Origin of the sequence: Bacillus sp. OTU2372 (genome assembly GCF_038440275.1) — a bacterium.
Taxonomy (GTDB): domain Bacteria; phylum Bacillota; class Bacilli; order Bacillales; family Cytobacillaceae; genus Neobacillus; species Neobacillus bataviensis_B.
Map to the genome: position 1 here is coordinate 35,106 of NZ_JASATK010000003.1, position 13,697 is coordinate 48,802.

Annotated in this window: 12 protein-coding genes; 7 read left to right on the forward strand and 5 right to left on the reverse strand. The window is 40.4% G+C overall.

The genetic code is table 11. The features are described from left to right. Positions 1-2 precede the first annotated feature (2 nt). Together purN and AAHB15_RS07990 are read left to right on the forward strand one after the other, a co-directional pair. The gene (purN, locus tag AAHB15_RS07985; RefSeq protein ID WP_335571582.1) at positions 3-578 is read left to right on the forward strand and encodes a phosphoribosylglycinamide formyltransferase; all 576 of its coding nucleotides are present in this window, start codon (positions 3-5) and stop codon (positions 576-578) included. Between the two features lie 170 nt (positions 579-748). Next, a complete protein-coding gene (locus AAHB15_RS07990) occupies positions 749-2,689 on the forward strand; it encodes a bifunctional 2',3'-cyclic-nucleotide 2'-phosphodiesterase/3'-nucleotidase (RefSeq protein ID WP_342042256.1) in 1,941 nt (646 codons plus the stop codon). Positions 2,690-2,826: 137 nt separating this feature from the next. On the opposite strand, the gene AAHB15_RS07995 is transcribed toward AAHB15_RS07990, so the two are convergent. After that, on the reverse strand, positions 2,827-3,609 hold the full coding sequence (locus AAHB15_RS07995; RefSeq protein ID WP_342042138.1) for a helix-turn-helix domain-containing protein: 783 nt from the start codon (positions 3,607-3,609) through the stop codon (positions 2,827-2,829). A gap of 237 nt (positions 3,610-3,846) precedes the next feature. On the opposite strand from AAHB15_RS07995, the gene AAHB15_RS08000 reads away from it, so the two are divergent. From AAHB15_RS08000 to AAHB15_RS08020, 5 genes are all read left to right on the forward strand, one after another. Next, complete coding sequence (locus tag AAHB15_RS08000; protein ID WP_335571580.1) at positions 3,847-5,007, forward strand: Gfo/Idh/MocA family protein; 1,161 nt, start codon at positions 3,847-3,849, stop codon at positions 5,005-5,007. A gap of 28 nt (positions 5,008-5,035) precedes the next feature. Continuing rightward, positions 5,036-5,773 (forward strand): ThuA domain-containing protein, encoded by a 738-nt coding sequence (locus AAHB15_RS08005; protein WP_342042139.1) that lies wholly within the window; start codon positions 5,036-5,038, stop codon positions 5,771-5,773. Positions 5,774-5,810: 37 nt separating this feature from the next. Further along, the gene (locus AAHB15_RS08010; RefSeq protein WP_342042140.1) at positions 5,811-6,905 is read left to right on the forward strand and encodes a Gfo/Idh/MocA family protein; all 1,095 of its coding nucleotides are present in this window, start codon (positions 5,811-5,813) and stop codon (positions 6,903-6,905) included. Between the two features lie 385 nt (positions 6,906-7,290). Then, on the forward strand, positions 7,291-8,307 hold the full coding sequence (locus AAHB15_RS08015; protein ID WP_335571578.1) for a Gfo/Idh/MocA family protein: 1,017 nt from the start codon (positions 7,291-7,293) through the stop codon (positions 8,305-8,307). Continuing rightward, positions 8,304-9,266, forward strand: a complete 963-nt coding sequence (locus AAHB15_RS08020; RefSeq protein ID WP_342042141.1) for a sugar phosphate isomerase/epimerase family protein — start codon at positions 8,304-8,306, stop codon at positions 9,264-9,266. The genes AAHB15_RS08015 and AAHB15_RS08020 overlap by 4 nt, the downstream gene beginning before the upstream one ends. A gap of 304 nt (positions 9,267-9,570) precedes the next feature. Here AAHB15_RS08020 and AAHB15_RS08025 read toward each other — a convergent pair whose 3' ends face one another. The 4 genes from AAHB15_RS08025 to AAHB15_RS08040 are packed head-to-tail and all read right to left on the reverse strand — an operon-like array spanning position 9,571 to position 13,590. Further along, positions 9,571-10,782, reverse strand: coding sequence for a Ger(x)C family spore germination protein (locus AAHB15_RS08025; protein ID WP_335571575.1), 1,212 nt, complete (start codon positions 10,780-10,782; stop codon positions 9,571-9,573). Further along, positions 10,766-11,890: a spore germination protein gene (locus AAHB15_RS08030; protein ID WP_342042142.1), complete on the reverse strand. Its 1,125-nt coding sequence runs from the start codon at positions 11,888-11,890 to the stop codon at positions 10,766-10,768. Before AAHB15_RS08030 ends, AAHB15_RS08025 begins: the two co-directional genes overlap by 17 nt. Before the next feature lie 6 nt (positions 11,891-11,896). Beyond that, positions 11,897-13,459, reverse strand: coding sequence for a spore germination protein (locus AAHB15_RS08035; RefSeq protein ID WP_335571573.1), 1,563 nt, complete (start codon positions 13,457-13,459; stop codon positions 11,897-11,899). Between the two features lie 5 nt (positions 13,460-13,464). Then, positions 13,465-13,590 carry a hypothetical protein gene (locus tag AAHB15_RS08040; protein ID WP_335571572.1) on the reverse strand — a complete coding sequence of 42 codons (126 nt, stop codon included), beginning with the start codon at positions 13,588-13,590 and terminating at the stop codon, positions 13,465-13,467. Positions 13,591-13,697: the final 107 nt, after the last annotated feature.

Here is a 13,697-nt window from a genome sequence, read left to right on the forward strand (position 1 = left end):
TTATGAAGATCGCCGTTTTTGCTTCTGGTACGGGTTCTAATTTTGCTGCGATTCTAGAATCAATTCAATCGAAAAAAATCATGAATGTTGAAGTGGTTTTACTAGTCAGTGATCGCCCAAAAGCTCTTGCAGTACAGAAAGCCAGGGATGAACGGATCCCTGTATTTACTTTTAATGCCAAAGACTATCCAAAAAAACAAGTCTATGAAGAAGAGATTCTTAACGAGTTAACAAATAGGGAAGTTGAATTTATCGTATTGGGTGGGTATATGAGACTGTTGGGTCCTGTTTTACTTCAGGCTTATGATCACAAAATCATCAATATCCATCCATCTCTATTACCAGCTTTTGCAGGAAAAGATGCCATTGGTCAAGCGCTTGATTATGGGGTAAAGGTTACAGGGGTCACGGTTCATTATGTCGACGAAGGAATGGATACAGGACCGATCATCGACCAACGAGCAGTCACAATCGATCCGAATGAAACTAGAGAAACATTAATAAAAAAGATTCAAGAGCAGGAGCACCGATTATTGCCAGAAGTAATCCAAAGACTGGCTTCCAGGCATACATTTTAAAAACACTAGAGGTAAGGCATCACACTTAATAAATGGTGTGGTGCCTCTTTCAATCTTTCATGATTCCAAAAATTTAGTAATTTTTCCATTAGAACTAATATTCCTAATTATGGTTACGAATACTAATTTCGTTTGCAGGATTTTTATAAAAGGGAGGAATTTTCCAATTGGTGAAACTGTTTGTATTCTTTGCAGTATTGTTACTTGTGGTATCAGGACAATTTTTTCCTTTACAAGCAATTGCTCAAAAGCTGGATAGTAGGGTTCAATTACGCTTGCTTGAAACGACTGATGTACATATGTTTTTGGCGAACTATGATTATTATCAGACGAAACAGGACGATAAGGTTGGTTTGGTGAAAATCGCAACTCTCATCAAACAGGCACGAAATGAAGTGAAAAATTCAATGCTGTTTGATAATGGAGATGAAATTCAAGGGAATCCTTTGGTAGACTATATGGCAAAAAAGGGGTTAAGGCCTGGTGAGGTTCATCCTGTTTACAGGTCCTTTAATCTGTTGAGATACGATGCCGCCACGGTTGGAAATCATGAGTTTAATTACGGCTTAGATTTTTTAAACGAAACACTCAATGACGCGAGAATGCCTGTGGTCAACGCCAATGTGTTCAAGGCCGGAACCAATAAGCCATTTTTTAAACCGTATGTGATATTAAAGAAAACTGTGATCGATAACGTGGGGAAAAAGCACGCACTCAAGGTAGGCGTGATTGGCTTTGTTCCGCCGCAAATTATGGAATGGGATAAGGGGAATTTAGAAGGAAAAGTGGAAACTAGATCTATTGTAGAGTCGGCAAAGAAATACATTCCAATAATGAAGGAAGAGGGGGCTGATGTAATTGTGGCCCTGGCCCATACTGGAATAAGTGGCGTACCCTATCAGCCTGGCATGGAGAATGCAGGTTATTATGTCACACAAATAAAGGACATTGATGCCGTATTCACAGGGCATCAGCATAACACCTTCCCGGGTCCTCTCTATAAGGATCTACCAAATACTAATCTGGAGAAAGGCACAATTAACGGGAAACCGGTTGTAATGGCTGGGGCTTTCGGCAGCCATCTTGGTGTAATTGATCTTCAATTACAAAAAAAGCGCGGCAAGTGGAAGGTGGTTGACAGTAAGGCTTCATTGCGGCCGATTGCGGATGCAAGTGGAAATTCCGTTGTCCAACCGGACGAGCAATTAATGGCTACCATCAAGCCAGAGCATGAGGCCACGATTAAATATGTAAATCAACCTGTCGGGGAAACGACCGCTCCCATTATTAGCTATTTTGCACTCGTTCAAGATGATCCATCTGTACAGATTGTTAATAATGCCCAAACAGATTATTTGGTGGAAAAACTAAAAGACCCTGCCTATAGTAAATATGCAGGAATACCGGTTCTTTCAGCGTCAGCCCCTTTTAAGGCAGGAGGGCGAGGGGGTCCAAGTTATTATACGGACATTCCTGCGGGAGCATTGGCCATTAAAAATGTGGCTGACTTGTACTTGTACCCGAATACACTTCAGGCAAAATTAATCACTGGTGCACAGCTTAAAGAATGGCTGGAAATGAGTGCGGGGCAATTCAATCAAATTGATCCCGCTATCGTTGAGGAACAGCGATTAATTAACCTAAACTTTCCATCCTATAATTTTGATGTGATTGATGGAGTACAGTACCAAATTGATGTGACCAAACAGGCTAAATATGATGGAAACGGCAATGTGGTGAACTCAGGTTCTAGTCGGATCATCAATCTGACATATCAAGGAAAGCCGGTTGCAGATGGTCAAAAGTTTATTGTGGCGACGAATAATTATCGTGCAACAAGTTCCACTTTCCCTGGGGTTAGTCAAGGTGAGATTGTGTTAAAAGCACCAGATGAAAATCGGCAAATTGTCACGAACTATATACAAGCACACAAGCCGCTTAATCCAACTGCGGATCAAAATTGGTCACTAGCAAAATTTAAAGGCACGGCCATCCTTGTATTTGATTCATCACCAAATGCCCAAAAATATCTAGGACAATATCAAAACATAAAATACATGGGTCCCTCTACCGGAGGTTTTGCAAAGTATTCGATTAACTTAAATCGGTAGCAAATTGAAGTTTTTATTATGCGGCTGCTCAAGGAAAGTTGCACTATGTTCCAAAAAAAAGCTGTCCCAAATATTTTGCGGACAGTTTTTTTTATGGAAAAGTACGACAAATGTTATAAATAGTATCAGGATACAAATCACAATTCGAAATACAGAGAGGTTTGGTTTTCTCTGTATTCTTTTGGTGTAGATAATTTTATCTTAACAAAATTGCGATTGAATGAACGGATGTTTTCATATCCACAAAGATATGCAATCTCAGTAATATTTTTTTCCGTAGTACTTAGCAAATAACAAGCATAGTTGATCCTGGTTTCATTTAGAAAATCGACAAAAGACGTTTTAACATGAGCATTAAAATATTTGGATAAATAATTATAACTGTAACCAAATGTCTCAGCCATACTGTTTAAAGAAATAGATTCCGTAAAGTGTTCCTGTATATAGGTTAAAATGGAATGGAGCAGCTCTGGTTCTTTTTGTACTTTAATGAGAGAGGTTTGTCTCATTAACTCTGATACTAATAAATAAAGACTTGCTTTTTGCTCTAGTAAATTTGAGTTAACCGAAAAAAGCACCCTAGAAATAAGTGTTTTTGCCTCTAGTGATAGGTTGAAAACTGGGTTATCTAGGGAGCTTTTTTCTATCATTCTTTGAAAAGTCGGTACAAAGTCTGGTGAGAAGATACAAATTTTAGCTCGTGATTGTGAATTTGTAATAAATGAATGAATTTCATACGGTAATATTAGTAAAAATTGTCCAGTCTTTAAATGAAAACATCTTTGACTTATTATGACTTCCATTTCTCCTTCTATAACAAATACTAATTCAAAACATCGGTGGAGATGGCTTGGAAAGTTCAAATCAGTCGTCTCATAGTTTGTCATTAAATCATAATGTTGCGCTTCATAGATTAACATTTTATTATTGTTCCTTTTAAAAAAGTTAAATTTTGTCTAGGATTATATAAGTTTTTTCTTGTTATGTCAAACCAAATAATGATAAATTTTTAAATAGTTAGAAAAGTAAAAATAGAATTTAATCGCAAGTTTTTTGGTTGTAATTCTTTGAGTAATGGTATGAGCATCTATAAATGGAATACAAGAGACTATTACTCGCTTAATCTTAGCACAATCAAATATAAAAAGGAGATAAGTATGGAAAATATTAGAATTGGAATGGTCGGCTATAAATTTATGGGTAAAGCACATAGTCATGCATACCGGGATCTTCCTCTCTTTTTCCCAAACACAGTCCATCCTGAAATGAAGGTGATTTGTGGACGTGATCCTGAAGGTGTGGCGACTGCAGCTAAGCAATTCGGCTGGGAGGAATATACCACTGACTGGAAAACTCTCTTAGACAGAAATGATATTGATTTAATCGATATAAATGCACCAAGTGATGTACATAAAGAAATAACGATTGCCGCTGCACAAGCAGGGAAACATGTTTTTTGCGAAAAACCGTTAGCGCTTACATTGGAGGAATCTAGAGAAATGCTTCAAGTGGTTGAGGCGGCTGGGGTTAAGCATATGGTTGGGTTTAATTACCGCTTTGCCCCTGCAGTCATGCTCGCTAAAAAACTTATTGACGAAGGGAACCTAGGAGAAATCTATCATTTCCGCGCTCATTTCTTACAGGATTGGCTCGTCGATCCAAACTTTCCATTAGCCTGGAGACTACAAAAGGATGTTGCTGGTTCAGGCTCTCACGGAGATCTTGGTGCTCATTTGATTGATTTGGCACATTATCTCATTGGGGATATGACGGAAGTAATTGGAATGAGTGAAACATTTATTAAAGAAAGACCAATTCCAACTCAAATGACAGGCTTATCAGCAAAAGGCAGCGATAGTGGTGAAAAAGGGGAAGTAACAGTTGATGATGCAACCCTATTCTTAACTCGTTTTGCGAACGGCGCTCTAGGGAGCTTTGAAGCTACTCGTTTTGCTGCTGGACATCGCTGTACCAATTCATTTGAAATAAATGGCAGTAAAGGTAGTGTCGTCTTTGACTTTGAACGGATGAATGAACTGCAAGTTTATTTCGTCGATGACAGAGATGATGTTCAAGGTTTCCGCCGTGTCTTAGCGACTGACCCTTCGCATGCGTTTGCCGAGGCATGGTGGCCGCCAGGACATACGATTGGTTATGAACATACATTTATTCATGAAGTGGTTGAACTGATGGAGTCTTTCCGGGAAGATCGCCAGCCAGTTCCTAACTTCCGCGATGGCGTAAAGTGCCAAGAAGTGTTAGCAGCGGTTGATTTATCAATTGAAAAACGCAAATGGATCCGAATTTCTGACGTTTAAAATAAAATATCAAAGGAGTGCATGAGCTATGCAAAAAAAGGCATTAATCGTTTGGGGCGGATGGGATGGACATCAGCCAGAGCAGGTAGCCGAAATCTTTAAAGGAATCCTTGAGGAAGAGAATTTCCAAGTAGAAGTTTCCAATTCACTAGACTCATATGCTGACAAGGAAAAGTTAAAATCCTTAGATCTAATCGTTCCTCACTGGACGATGGGACAAATTGAAAGAAAGTATGTCTTAAATATCTCTGAAGCAGTCGCAACGGGTGTTGGTTTAGCTGGATGCCACGGTGGAATGTGTGATTCTTTCCGTAATAATGTAGACTGGCAATTTATGACGGGTGGAAATTGGGTCGCTCATCCTGGTAATGATGGTGTGGAATACACAGTAAACATCAAGCATTCATCTAGTCCGCTCTTAGAAGGAATCTCTGATTTTAAACTCGCTAGTGAGCAATATTACCTTCATTACGACCCAGCTGTGGAAGTATTAGCGACTACTCGATTTCCTGTGTATCATGGTCCGCATTCTGCCAACAAAGCAGTGGACATGCCTGTAGTTTGGACAAAACGCTGGGGCCTTGGAAATGTATTTTATAATTCATTAGGCCATCAGGCAAACATCGTTGCCAGACATGAAGTTTCGCTGATTATGCGACGCGGATTCCTTTGGGCTGCTGAAGGAAAGAAACGGGCTGAAGAATTAGATGTAGATTCAATTTATGGAAATGTGCGTGCCTATACTGGCATGGGAGACAGTCAATAAAAAAGTGTTTAAGACTACTAAACTAGGAGGAGCTATCATGAAAAAGCTAAAGATCGGTATTATTGGTTGTGGAAATATTAGTTCGATTTATATGGAAAACTGTCAGAAGTTCCCTCACCTCGAACTGATTGCCTGTGCGGATTTAGATGTAGAGCGTGCACAATCCCAAGCTGAAAAGTTTGGTGTTCCTAAAGCTTGTTCCGTGGAAGAACTGCTTTCTGACCCAGCGATTGAACTAGTTATCAATTTAACGATTCCAAAAGCACATGCCATTGTCTGTATCCAGGCACTTGAAGTAGGCAAGCATGTTTATACGGAAAAACCGCTTGCTGTTACACGTGAGGAAGGGAGACAAATTTTAGAAACAGCTAAGAAGAAGAATCTCCTTGTTGGCAGTGCACCTGATACCTTCTTAGGTGCTGGTATTCAAACCGCCATCCATTTGATTGAACAAGGTGAAATCGGTGAACCGATTGGTGCTTCAGCCTTCATGATTTGCCGCGGTCACGAACATTGGCATCCAGATCCTGCCTTCTATTATGATACCGGCGGGGGACCGATGTTTGATATGGGACCCTATTACTTAACCGCTTTGGTGGCTCTTTTAGGACCGATTAAACGAATTTCTGGATCCGTTCGGATTAGTTATCCGGAAAGAACGGTGCTTAGCCAGCCAAAAGCAGGTACTAAAATTGAAGTATCAACCCCAACGCATATTTCAGGTGTGATTGATTTTGCATCGGGGGTAATTGGAAATATTACAACAAGCTTTGATGCATTTGGCGGTACATCCCTGCCTCCTATTGAAATTTATGGAAGTGAAGGGACATTACTTGTTCCTGATCCAAATACGTTCGGTGGTCCTGTCAAAATAAGAAAACGTGATGAAAATGAATTTAAAGAGGTTCCTCTTGCATACGGGAACGCGCAAAACAGTAGAGGACTTGGTGTGGCTGATATGGCCAAAGCGATTCTCGAAGGCGGGAATTATCGAGCTAATGGCGATTTAGCGTATCATGTTTTAGAAGCGATGCATGGCTTCCATGATTCCTCGGATAATGGTAAACACTATCTAATGGAAAGTACATGTAGCCGCCCTGAATCAGTTCCTTTTGAATTACAGGCTAAGTAGATCTAAAATTTATTGGTAAATTCCAGAAGCTTCTCTGAAAATATTTATTAAAGAGGCCCATCAATAATTTTTTAGAAAAATGTGTGGACTAACTTGGAAAAATCTACTCGTTTCATTTTGAAATGAGTAGGTTTTTATTAATTTTTAGGCTCTGTTAAACGACATTGTTGTTTTTATACTCTGTTGATTGGAGCGGAAGGCGCTCGACTCCTGCGGGAGTACGGGGCAGGGGAGACCCTACAGGCGCTAAACCGCGGAGGCTCCCCGGCACGCCCGCGGAAAGCGAGCGCCTGGAGCGGAAATCAACAGCCAAATTTAACAGAGCCAATTTTTAAACCCCATTGCTGTTCTCATATTTTAGATAAATCAAAATAGGAGGCTTAGAATGAGTAAATTAAAGGCGATACAAGTTGGAACAGGGGGATTTGGAACCTCTTGGCTTGAAATATTGGATAATTTTCAAGAACTAGAGTTAGTAGCGGTAGTAGATGTCAATCAAGAAAATCTTGAAAATGCGAAAAAGTTTGTTAAGAATCCTTCAGTTGAATACTACACTGATCATTTAGAGGCATTTGCAAAAAGTAAGGCGGACATTGCTGTAATTATCACACCTCCCCAAACACATAAGAAGCTTGCGCTTGATGGATTAGCCAATGACTTACATGTTTTTATGGAGAAGCCAATCGCGCAAACCTTTGAAGATGCGAAAGAGTTACTCGAAAAATCAAAAGTCTACGAGAAATTCATAATGATTAGTCAAAATTATCGCTGGAGACCGGAAATACAAGCGGTTAAAAAGGCAATAGAAGAAGAGGTCATTGGCAAAGTAGAATACGTTGAGTGGAACTTCCGAAGGGCTACCAAGTTCGGAGGCTGGAGGGATCAATATTCCGAAATTCTTATCGAGGATATGAGCATTCATCACTTTGATTTAATGAGATATCTCTTAGATGTCAATCCTTCAGCGGTTTTTGCCAAAAGTATGAAGCCCTCCTGGAGTTGGTTTAACGGTAATAGTACGGCTAGTCTGGTAATGGATTTTGAAGGGATTCTAATTAACTATTTTGGTAGTTGGGTAACAAGAGGGAAAGAAACGCCATGGAATGGTGATTTTAAGCTTGTGGGGGAAAAGGGTATCATTGAATTAATTGATAATTGTCCGACTATTACGTTTGAAAATGGCCAAATCAAACAATTAGAAATAGAGCCAATGGAATATGAGGATCGGGAGTACTCCATCTACGAAATGGTATCAGCCATTAAACAAGGAAGAAACCCAATAACGGATCTTTCTGATAACATCCAAAGTTTCGCCGTAGTGGGAGCAGCTTTACTATCGATTAAACAAAACAAGGAAATTGATGTTCAAGATATTATTGAAATGAGGAGTGTGAAACTATGAAACTGGGTGTATTTGCAGTAGTATTTTCAAAAATGTCTTTAGCAGAAATGTTAGATTACATTAAAGAAAGCGGCTTGGACACCGTTGAAATTGGTACAGGAGGATATGTGGGTAATGCCCATTGTAATCCTAGTGAATTATTAGCAGATCAATCTAAATTGGAACAATTTAAACAGGCATTTGAATCAAGAGGGATCAAGATTAGTGCCTTAAGCTGCCATGGAAATCCGCTCCATCCAAATACGGAAATTGGCTATGAACACCATGATGCTTTTGTCGATACAGTGAAGCTCGCTTCTATTTTGGGTGTAGAAAATGTGGTTACCTTCGCGGGTTGTCCGGGAGAATCCGAGTATTCACAATATCCTGTCTGGATCACGAACCCTTGGCCGGATGACTTTTCAAAGGTGGTTCAGTGGCAATGGGAAAATAAAGTCATTCCTTACTGGAAGAAACAAGCTGAACTATTAGAAGAGTGTAATGTTCGCGTGGCCATTGAACCACACCCAGGATTTGTAGTTTATAATACAGAAACGGCATTACGCCTGCGAAATGAGTGCGGTGATCGAATTGGCATTAACTTTGATCCAAGTCACTATTTCTGGCAAGGAATGGATCCAGTCGCTAGTATTAGGACTTTAGGAGATGCTATTATCCATTTTCATGCCAAGGATACGAAGGTTGATAACCAAAATTGTCTTCTAAATGGGGTCCTCGACACAAAATCATACAAGGATATTGCGAATCGGTCTTGGGTATTTAGAACAGTTGGATATGGTCATGGAGAAGATGTATGGAGAGATATTATAAGTGCTCTTCAAGTGATTGGGTATCAAGGTGCGATTAGCATTGAACATGAGGACGGCCTCATGAGCATTGAAGAAGGATTTAGTAAGGCGGTGTCGTTCTTAAAAGATATGGTAATTCAAGAGGGGGCCAAGGAATTTTGGTGGGCCTAAAGAAAGAAGTTTGAATTGGTGGAAGGAAGAGGATGGAGTTCGGGAAGCGGCCGAGCAATATGGCTGGAATAGCTATGAAACGGATTGGAGAGAATTAAATTGTTACTTTGATGAATGAAATGGAAAAAAGGGGTATCACTTTCTCCAAATTTTGTTGATGGATATATTGCTCAAGCCATTATGGAGGCTGTTGAGAGGTCTTCAGAGTATAAGAGTTGGGACTATATATTGACCAAGAACTGTTAAAGCAAGAAATATATAAGTAATGTGAAGTAAAAATGATGGCTCCAACACGAGGTTGGAGCTATTTACTGGCGCCAAACGTCCCATAATCTTTAATCGTCAATTTTACATTATATTTAATAGGAACGTTACTAAATCTTTCATCCCAATCTTTTTTGATTTTTTCCCATAATTTTGGATGCTCTATTCTTAATTGGTTGCCAAACCCGGCAAGGTCTGTTTGATATTCTTTTTGCATTTTGTTTGTTACATTCTGTACGAGATGCTTTACTTCTTTTTCAGCAGCCTTTTTTGTCCGGTTGAGAAATTTGTTATCAAAAGGATTTCCCTTTGCAACCCAATTTTCGGATAGACGTCCCTCCGATTCGATGTTGACATCAAAGGATATGTTTTCTCCTTTCACATGCGGTATGATTTGGCTATTCATCGATTCTATCTCGTAAATAATGAGTTCTTTTGTCTCTTGATCAAAGCTTTTCACTAAACCGCCTTTTCCTTTCCCAGTAATCCACGTGATCCCCTCTAATTCCTCTTCATTCAAAAAACCAACTAGCTTTTTTGTCTTTCCATTGATCACCGCGGCACCTGCAAACTTAACTTCTCCGTTCGCGGAGACGACATTTTGCAGCAAAAAACTGGATTCCGACTGCATCTTGCCTGTTAATTTAGCCAGCGGCATAGGAGGCAAAATCCTTGTTGTTCTGGATTGACTCTCTGTCGTTTTAACTAAGCTAAACGCTGAAACTTCTCCCGGATTGTTTAATTCAAGCGCCTTACTGGCTCGTCCCTTGCTAATGATGACGAGACAGCTTGGTCTAATCTCATTATCACGGAGAAATTCATTAAGTAATCGGTCCAAGCTATATGTACGCAAAAGTTTCTCACCAATCACGATCACTTTCGTGTGTTGACTGGTAAAGTTCCCCTTTCCGTTCAATGGCAGTTCACGAATGATTTGGTGGATAGAATCTCCCGTATCAGAAATATTAAGGTATGTTTTTTGTTGTGTACCAGTACCTTTATTGCCCGCGCCGGTTGCTTGTGCGTTAATAAATTGGTGGGTCAGGGTGATGATGTTTCTTTTCGGATATCCTCCGCCCTGTTCCTCCAGCTCTTTCTCAGTGGCTGACTCCTTGCCTTTATCTAATGCGATACCGACCTCTAATCGAAGTTCTTCAATTTCGTGACTGCTCCAGCATCCTGTAAGAGACAGGAGTAGAAAAAGTGATAGCGAAACCAGAAGGAATTGTCTGCTTTTAAAGTTTTTCTTCATATTTTCTATCCTTCCATTTTGCGATGATAAGAAGCAGAATAGGAAGTACAGCAAATAAATACAACGCGGCATTCCCGATCATATCCCCGAGTTTAAATAGTTTATTGATCGTTTTAGGCACCATGGAAATGATGTAAATAAGCGGAAGCAAGCCATACATAAATCGATTAATCTTGCTTTGAAATAGTTGAGCCAGTCCCAAGGCAGCCGCATAATACATGATGGTAAAAGTGGCAAACATTTGCATGATCCAGATCACGAGTAACACAGACTCAAACCGTTCAAATAACAAACCGTGGATTTCAAAGCTTCGGATGAGATCAAGCGTTGGCCATGTTCTCGTGGTGACTCCATCGATGGATAGGGCTCCGATGACCATCACAACGGTAATGACGTAAAAGGCTAAGGGGATAGCTGTTCCAACGAGAACCGATTTTACGGCTTTGTTGGGCTGTTGCATAAACGCCAAAACAATCAGCATGATTTCAGGACCTGTATAGGCGAGAGCTGTTGTCTTGATCCCTTTTAGTACCGGTACGACTCCCAGCCCTAATATCGGACGCAGGTTATCAATCTCAAATAATTTAAAGCTTAGGAAGGCGACCAGCAAAAAAAAGATAACCGTAATAGGGAATATAATTTCAAACAGACGAGCAATTGGATTGATGCCGTCCATCATCAGGTAGAGGCTTATCCACATAAAAGGCATGACAATGGCCCAGGTGGGGGTGCCTTCCAGTAAGAAAAAACTTGTCACTTCCGCCATTGAACGAATTTGAAAGCTGGCTGAAAAAATAAAATAACCTATAACGAGCAAACTAAGCAACCCGCCGACCCATTTCCCGACAATTTCCTTGTTGTATTGGTAAAATGTTTTTTCAGGGAATTGTTGGCATAATTTCACGATGATGATAGATGCTATCATCGTCATCAGTCCGCCTAAAATAACGGTGATCCAAATATCAGGTGTTTTTACTTTCTCAACGGCTGATCTCGGCAGGGTAAGAACCCCTGTTGCAAGTATCGTATTGGTGACGATCACAACCGTTTGTGGAGTGGTAATTTGGTCTTTGGGAATGCTCATCTTCCTGGAACCACTTCCTTTCATCGCGAGCTATCCTTTGCGGCCGGCATTTTTTGTATCCATTATTTTTGGACGGCGTTTCATCATCATAAGTGGCATGCGAACCATAAAATCTTTCCAATCCCTTAAGTAATAAGGCACAGGCGGACTGGTATAAGGGGTACCAAAACTCTTCAATTTGACTAAATGACTGCAAAGAAAAAGAAAAAACAGAATAATCCCGTACAATCCAAATATAGCCGCGCAAAACATGGCGACAAAACGGAGAATACGCAGCGTAATTCCCGTGCTATACTGTGGAATGGTAAAGGAGGAAATGGCGGTTACCGCCACGACAATTACCATAATCGGACTGATGATTCCTGCTTGTACGGCTGCTTCGCCAATGATTAGACCGCCGACAATCCCCATCGCGGGGCCAATCGGCTTGGGTAAGCGCAGCCCGGCTTCCCGCAAAATTTCGATGGCTACTTCCATAATCAATGCTTCTATAAGCGAAGGAAAGGGAACGCCCTGCCGCGTTCCTGAGATGGACATCGCCAGCTTGGTTGGGATCAATCCGGGATGAAACGAGATAAAGGCAATATATAATGCAGGGGTAAAAAGAGAAATAAAGGCTGCAAAAAAACGCAATAGGCGGACGAAGGTGCCAGAAATCCAACGTTCATAATAGTCCTCCGGCGATTGCAATAGCATGCTAAAGGTAACCGGAGCGATTAGAGCGAAGGGTGTCCCATCTAACAAAATCGCTACCCGTCCTTCCATTAAGGCACTGATAACGCGGTCAGGCCGCTCTGTATTCTGTATTTGCGGAAAAGGACTGAGATAATGATCTTCGATGAGCTGCTCGATATAGCCGGATTCGGCTACATGATCAATATCGATTTTGTTGATTCTTTTCTTAACCTCTTCTACTAATTGCGGGTCAGCAATCTCCTTCATATAGGCAACGACCAGTTCTTTTTTTGTCCGTTTTCCTACCTGGAATTTTGTTAAGGATAAGTTCTCGTTTTCACCATGACGCCGTAATAGGGCCGTATTATCGCTTAGGCTTTCCGTGAAACCTACCCGGGGACCTCTGACTAATCCCTCTGATACGGGATCTTCAATACTCCTTGTTTTTCCTTTCGCTGTACCAAGAATAAACGCGGCTGATGATCCATCTATCAAAAGAGCTGTTGAACCTGTTAGAACTTTTGTCATCACCTCTTTAATATGATGTGCTTCGTTTACTTCGCTAATGGAAAGAACTTGATCTTTTATCAACTCTGTTAAAAGGGTCCCTTTGTCATAAGCTGGCTGGTGGTTATATTCCTTTGAAAAATCAGCCATCAATGATTTCATAATATGAGTGTCGATCAGTTCCTTATCTGACAACCCCTCTACATAAATGATGGCTGCACGAATGTTTGTACGCCCAATGTTAAATTCCCGAAAATGGACATCATCATGATCATCGAATTCTTTTCTGACAAGTTCCAGGTCATCGTTAATATTACCGGTAAATGGAGCGGATAAATAGGGAGGGATAGTAGATTCCTGGGTATCGGCATTTTTTTTTGTCTTTTTGAACTTTAATTTCCGTGCTCTCATTTCGATCACTCATCCTCAGTTTGACGAATCCATTTAAAAAATCGTGAGATCATGTATGGAATAAAACATGCCATAAAAGCTTGGATAAAAACACTCCAGTCCGGAAGATATGAAACAATTGCTTTCCACATTTCCATTCCCCCGTAAAAAATTCATGTCAACGGATAATTGATGATACTAGAAGCATGTGTCCGTCTAAAATGGTGATTAATTTAAAAGGTTATCATTTATTGGATTG

Coding starts and splice junctions, on each gene's coding strand:
- purN (WP_335571582.1), top strand. CDS start 3: ATGAAGATCGCCGTTTTTGCTTCTGGTACGGGTTCTAATTTTGCTGCG.
- AAHB15_RS07995 (WP_342042138.1), bottom strand. CDS start 3,609: ATGTTAATCTATGAAGCGCAACATTATGATTTAATGACAAACTATGAG.
- AAHB15_RS08000 (WP_335571580.1), top strand. CDS start 3,847: ATGGAAAATATTAGAATTGGAATGGTCGGCTATAAATTTATGGGTAAA.
- AAHB15_RS08005 (WP_342042139.1), top strand. CDS start 5,036: ATGCAAAAAAAGGCATTAATCGTTTGGGGCGGATGGGATGGACATCAG.
- AAHB15_RS08010 (WP_342042140.1), top strand. CDS start 5,811: ATGAAAAAGCTAAAGATCGGTATTATTGGTTGTGGAAATATTAGTTCG.
- AAHB15_RS08015 (WP_335571578.1), top strand. CDS start 7,291: ATGAGTAAATTAAAGGCGATACAAGTTGGAACAGGGGGATTTGGAACC.
- AAHB15_RS08020 (WP_342042141.1), top strand. CDS start 8,304: ATGAAACTGGGTGTATTTGCAGTAGTATTTTCAAAAATGTCTTTAGCA.
- AAHB15_RS08025 (WP_335571575.1), bottom strand. CDS start 10,782: ATGAAGAAAAACTTTAAAAGCAGACAATTCCTTCTGGTTTCGCTATCA.
- AAHB15_RS08030 (WP_342042142.1), bottom strand. CDS start 11,890: ATGAAAGGAAGTGGTTCCAGGAAGATGAGCATTCCCAAAGACCAAATT.
- AAHB15_RS08035 (WP_335571573.1), bottom strand. CDS start 13,459: ATGAGAGCACGGAAATTAAAGTTCAAAAAGACAAAAAAAAATGCCGAT.
- AAHB15_RS08040 (WP_335571572.1), bottom strand. CDS start 13,590: ATGTGGAAAGCAATTGTTTCATATCTTCCGGACTGGAGTGTTTTTATC.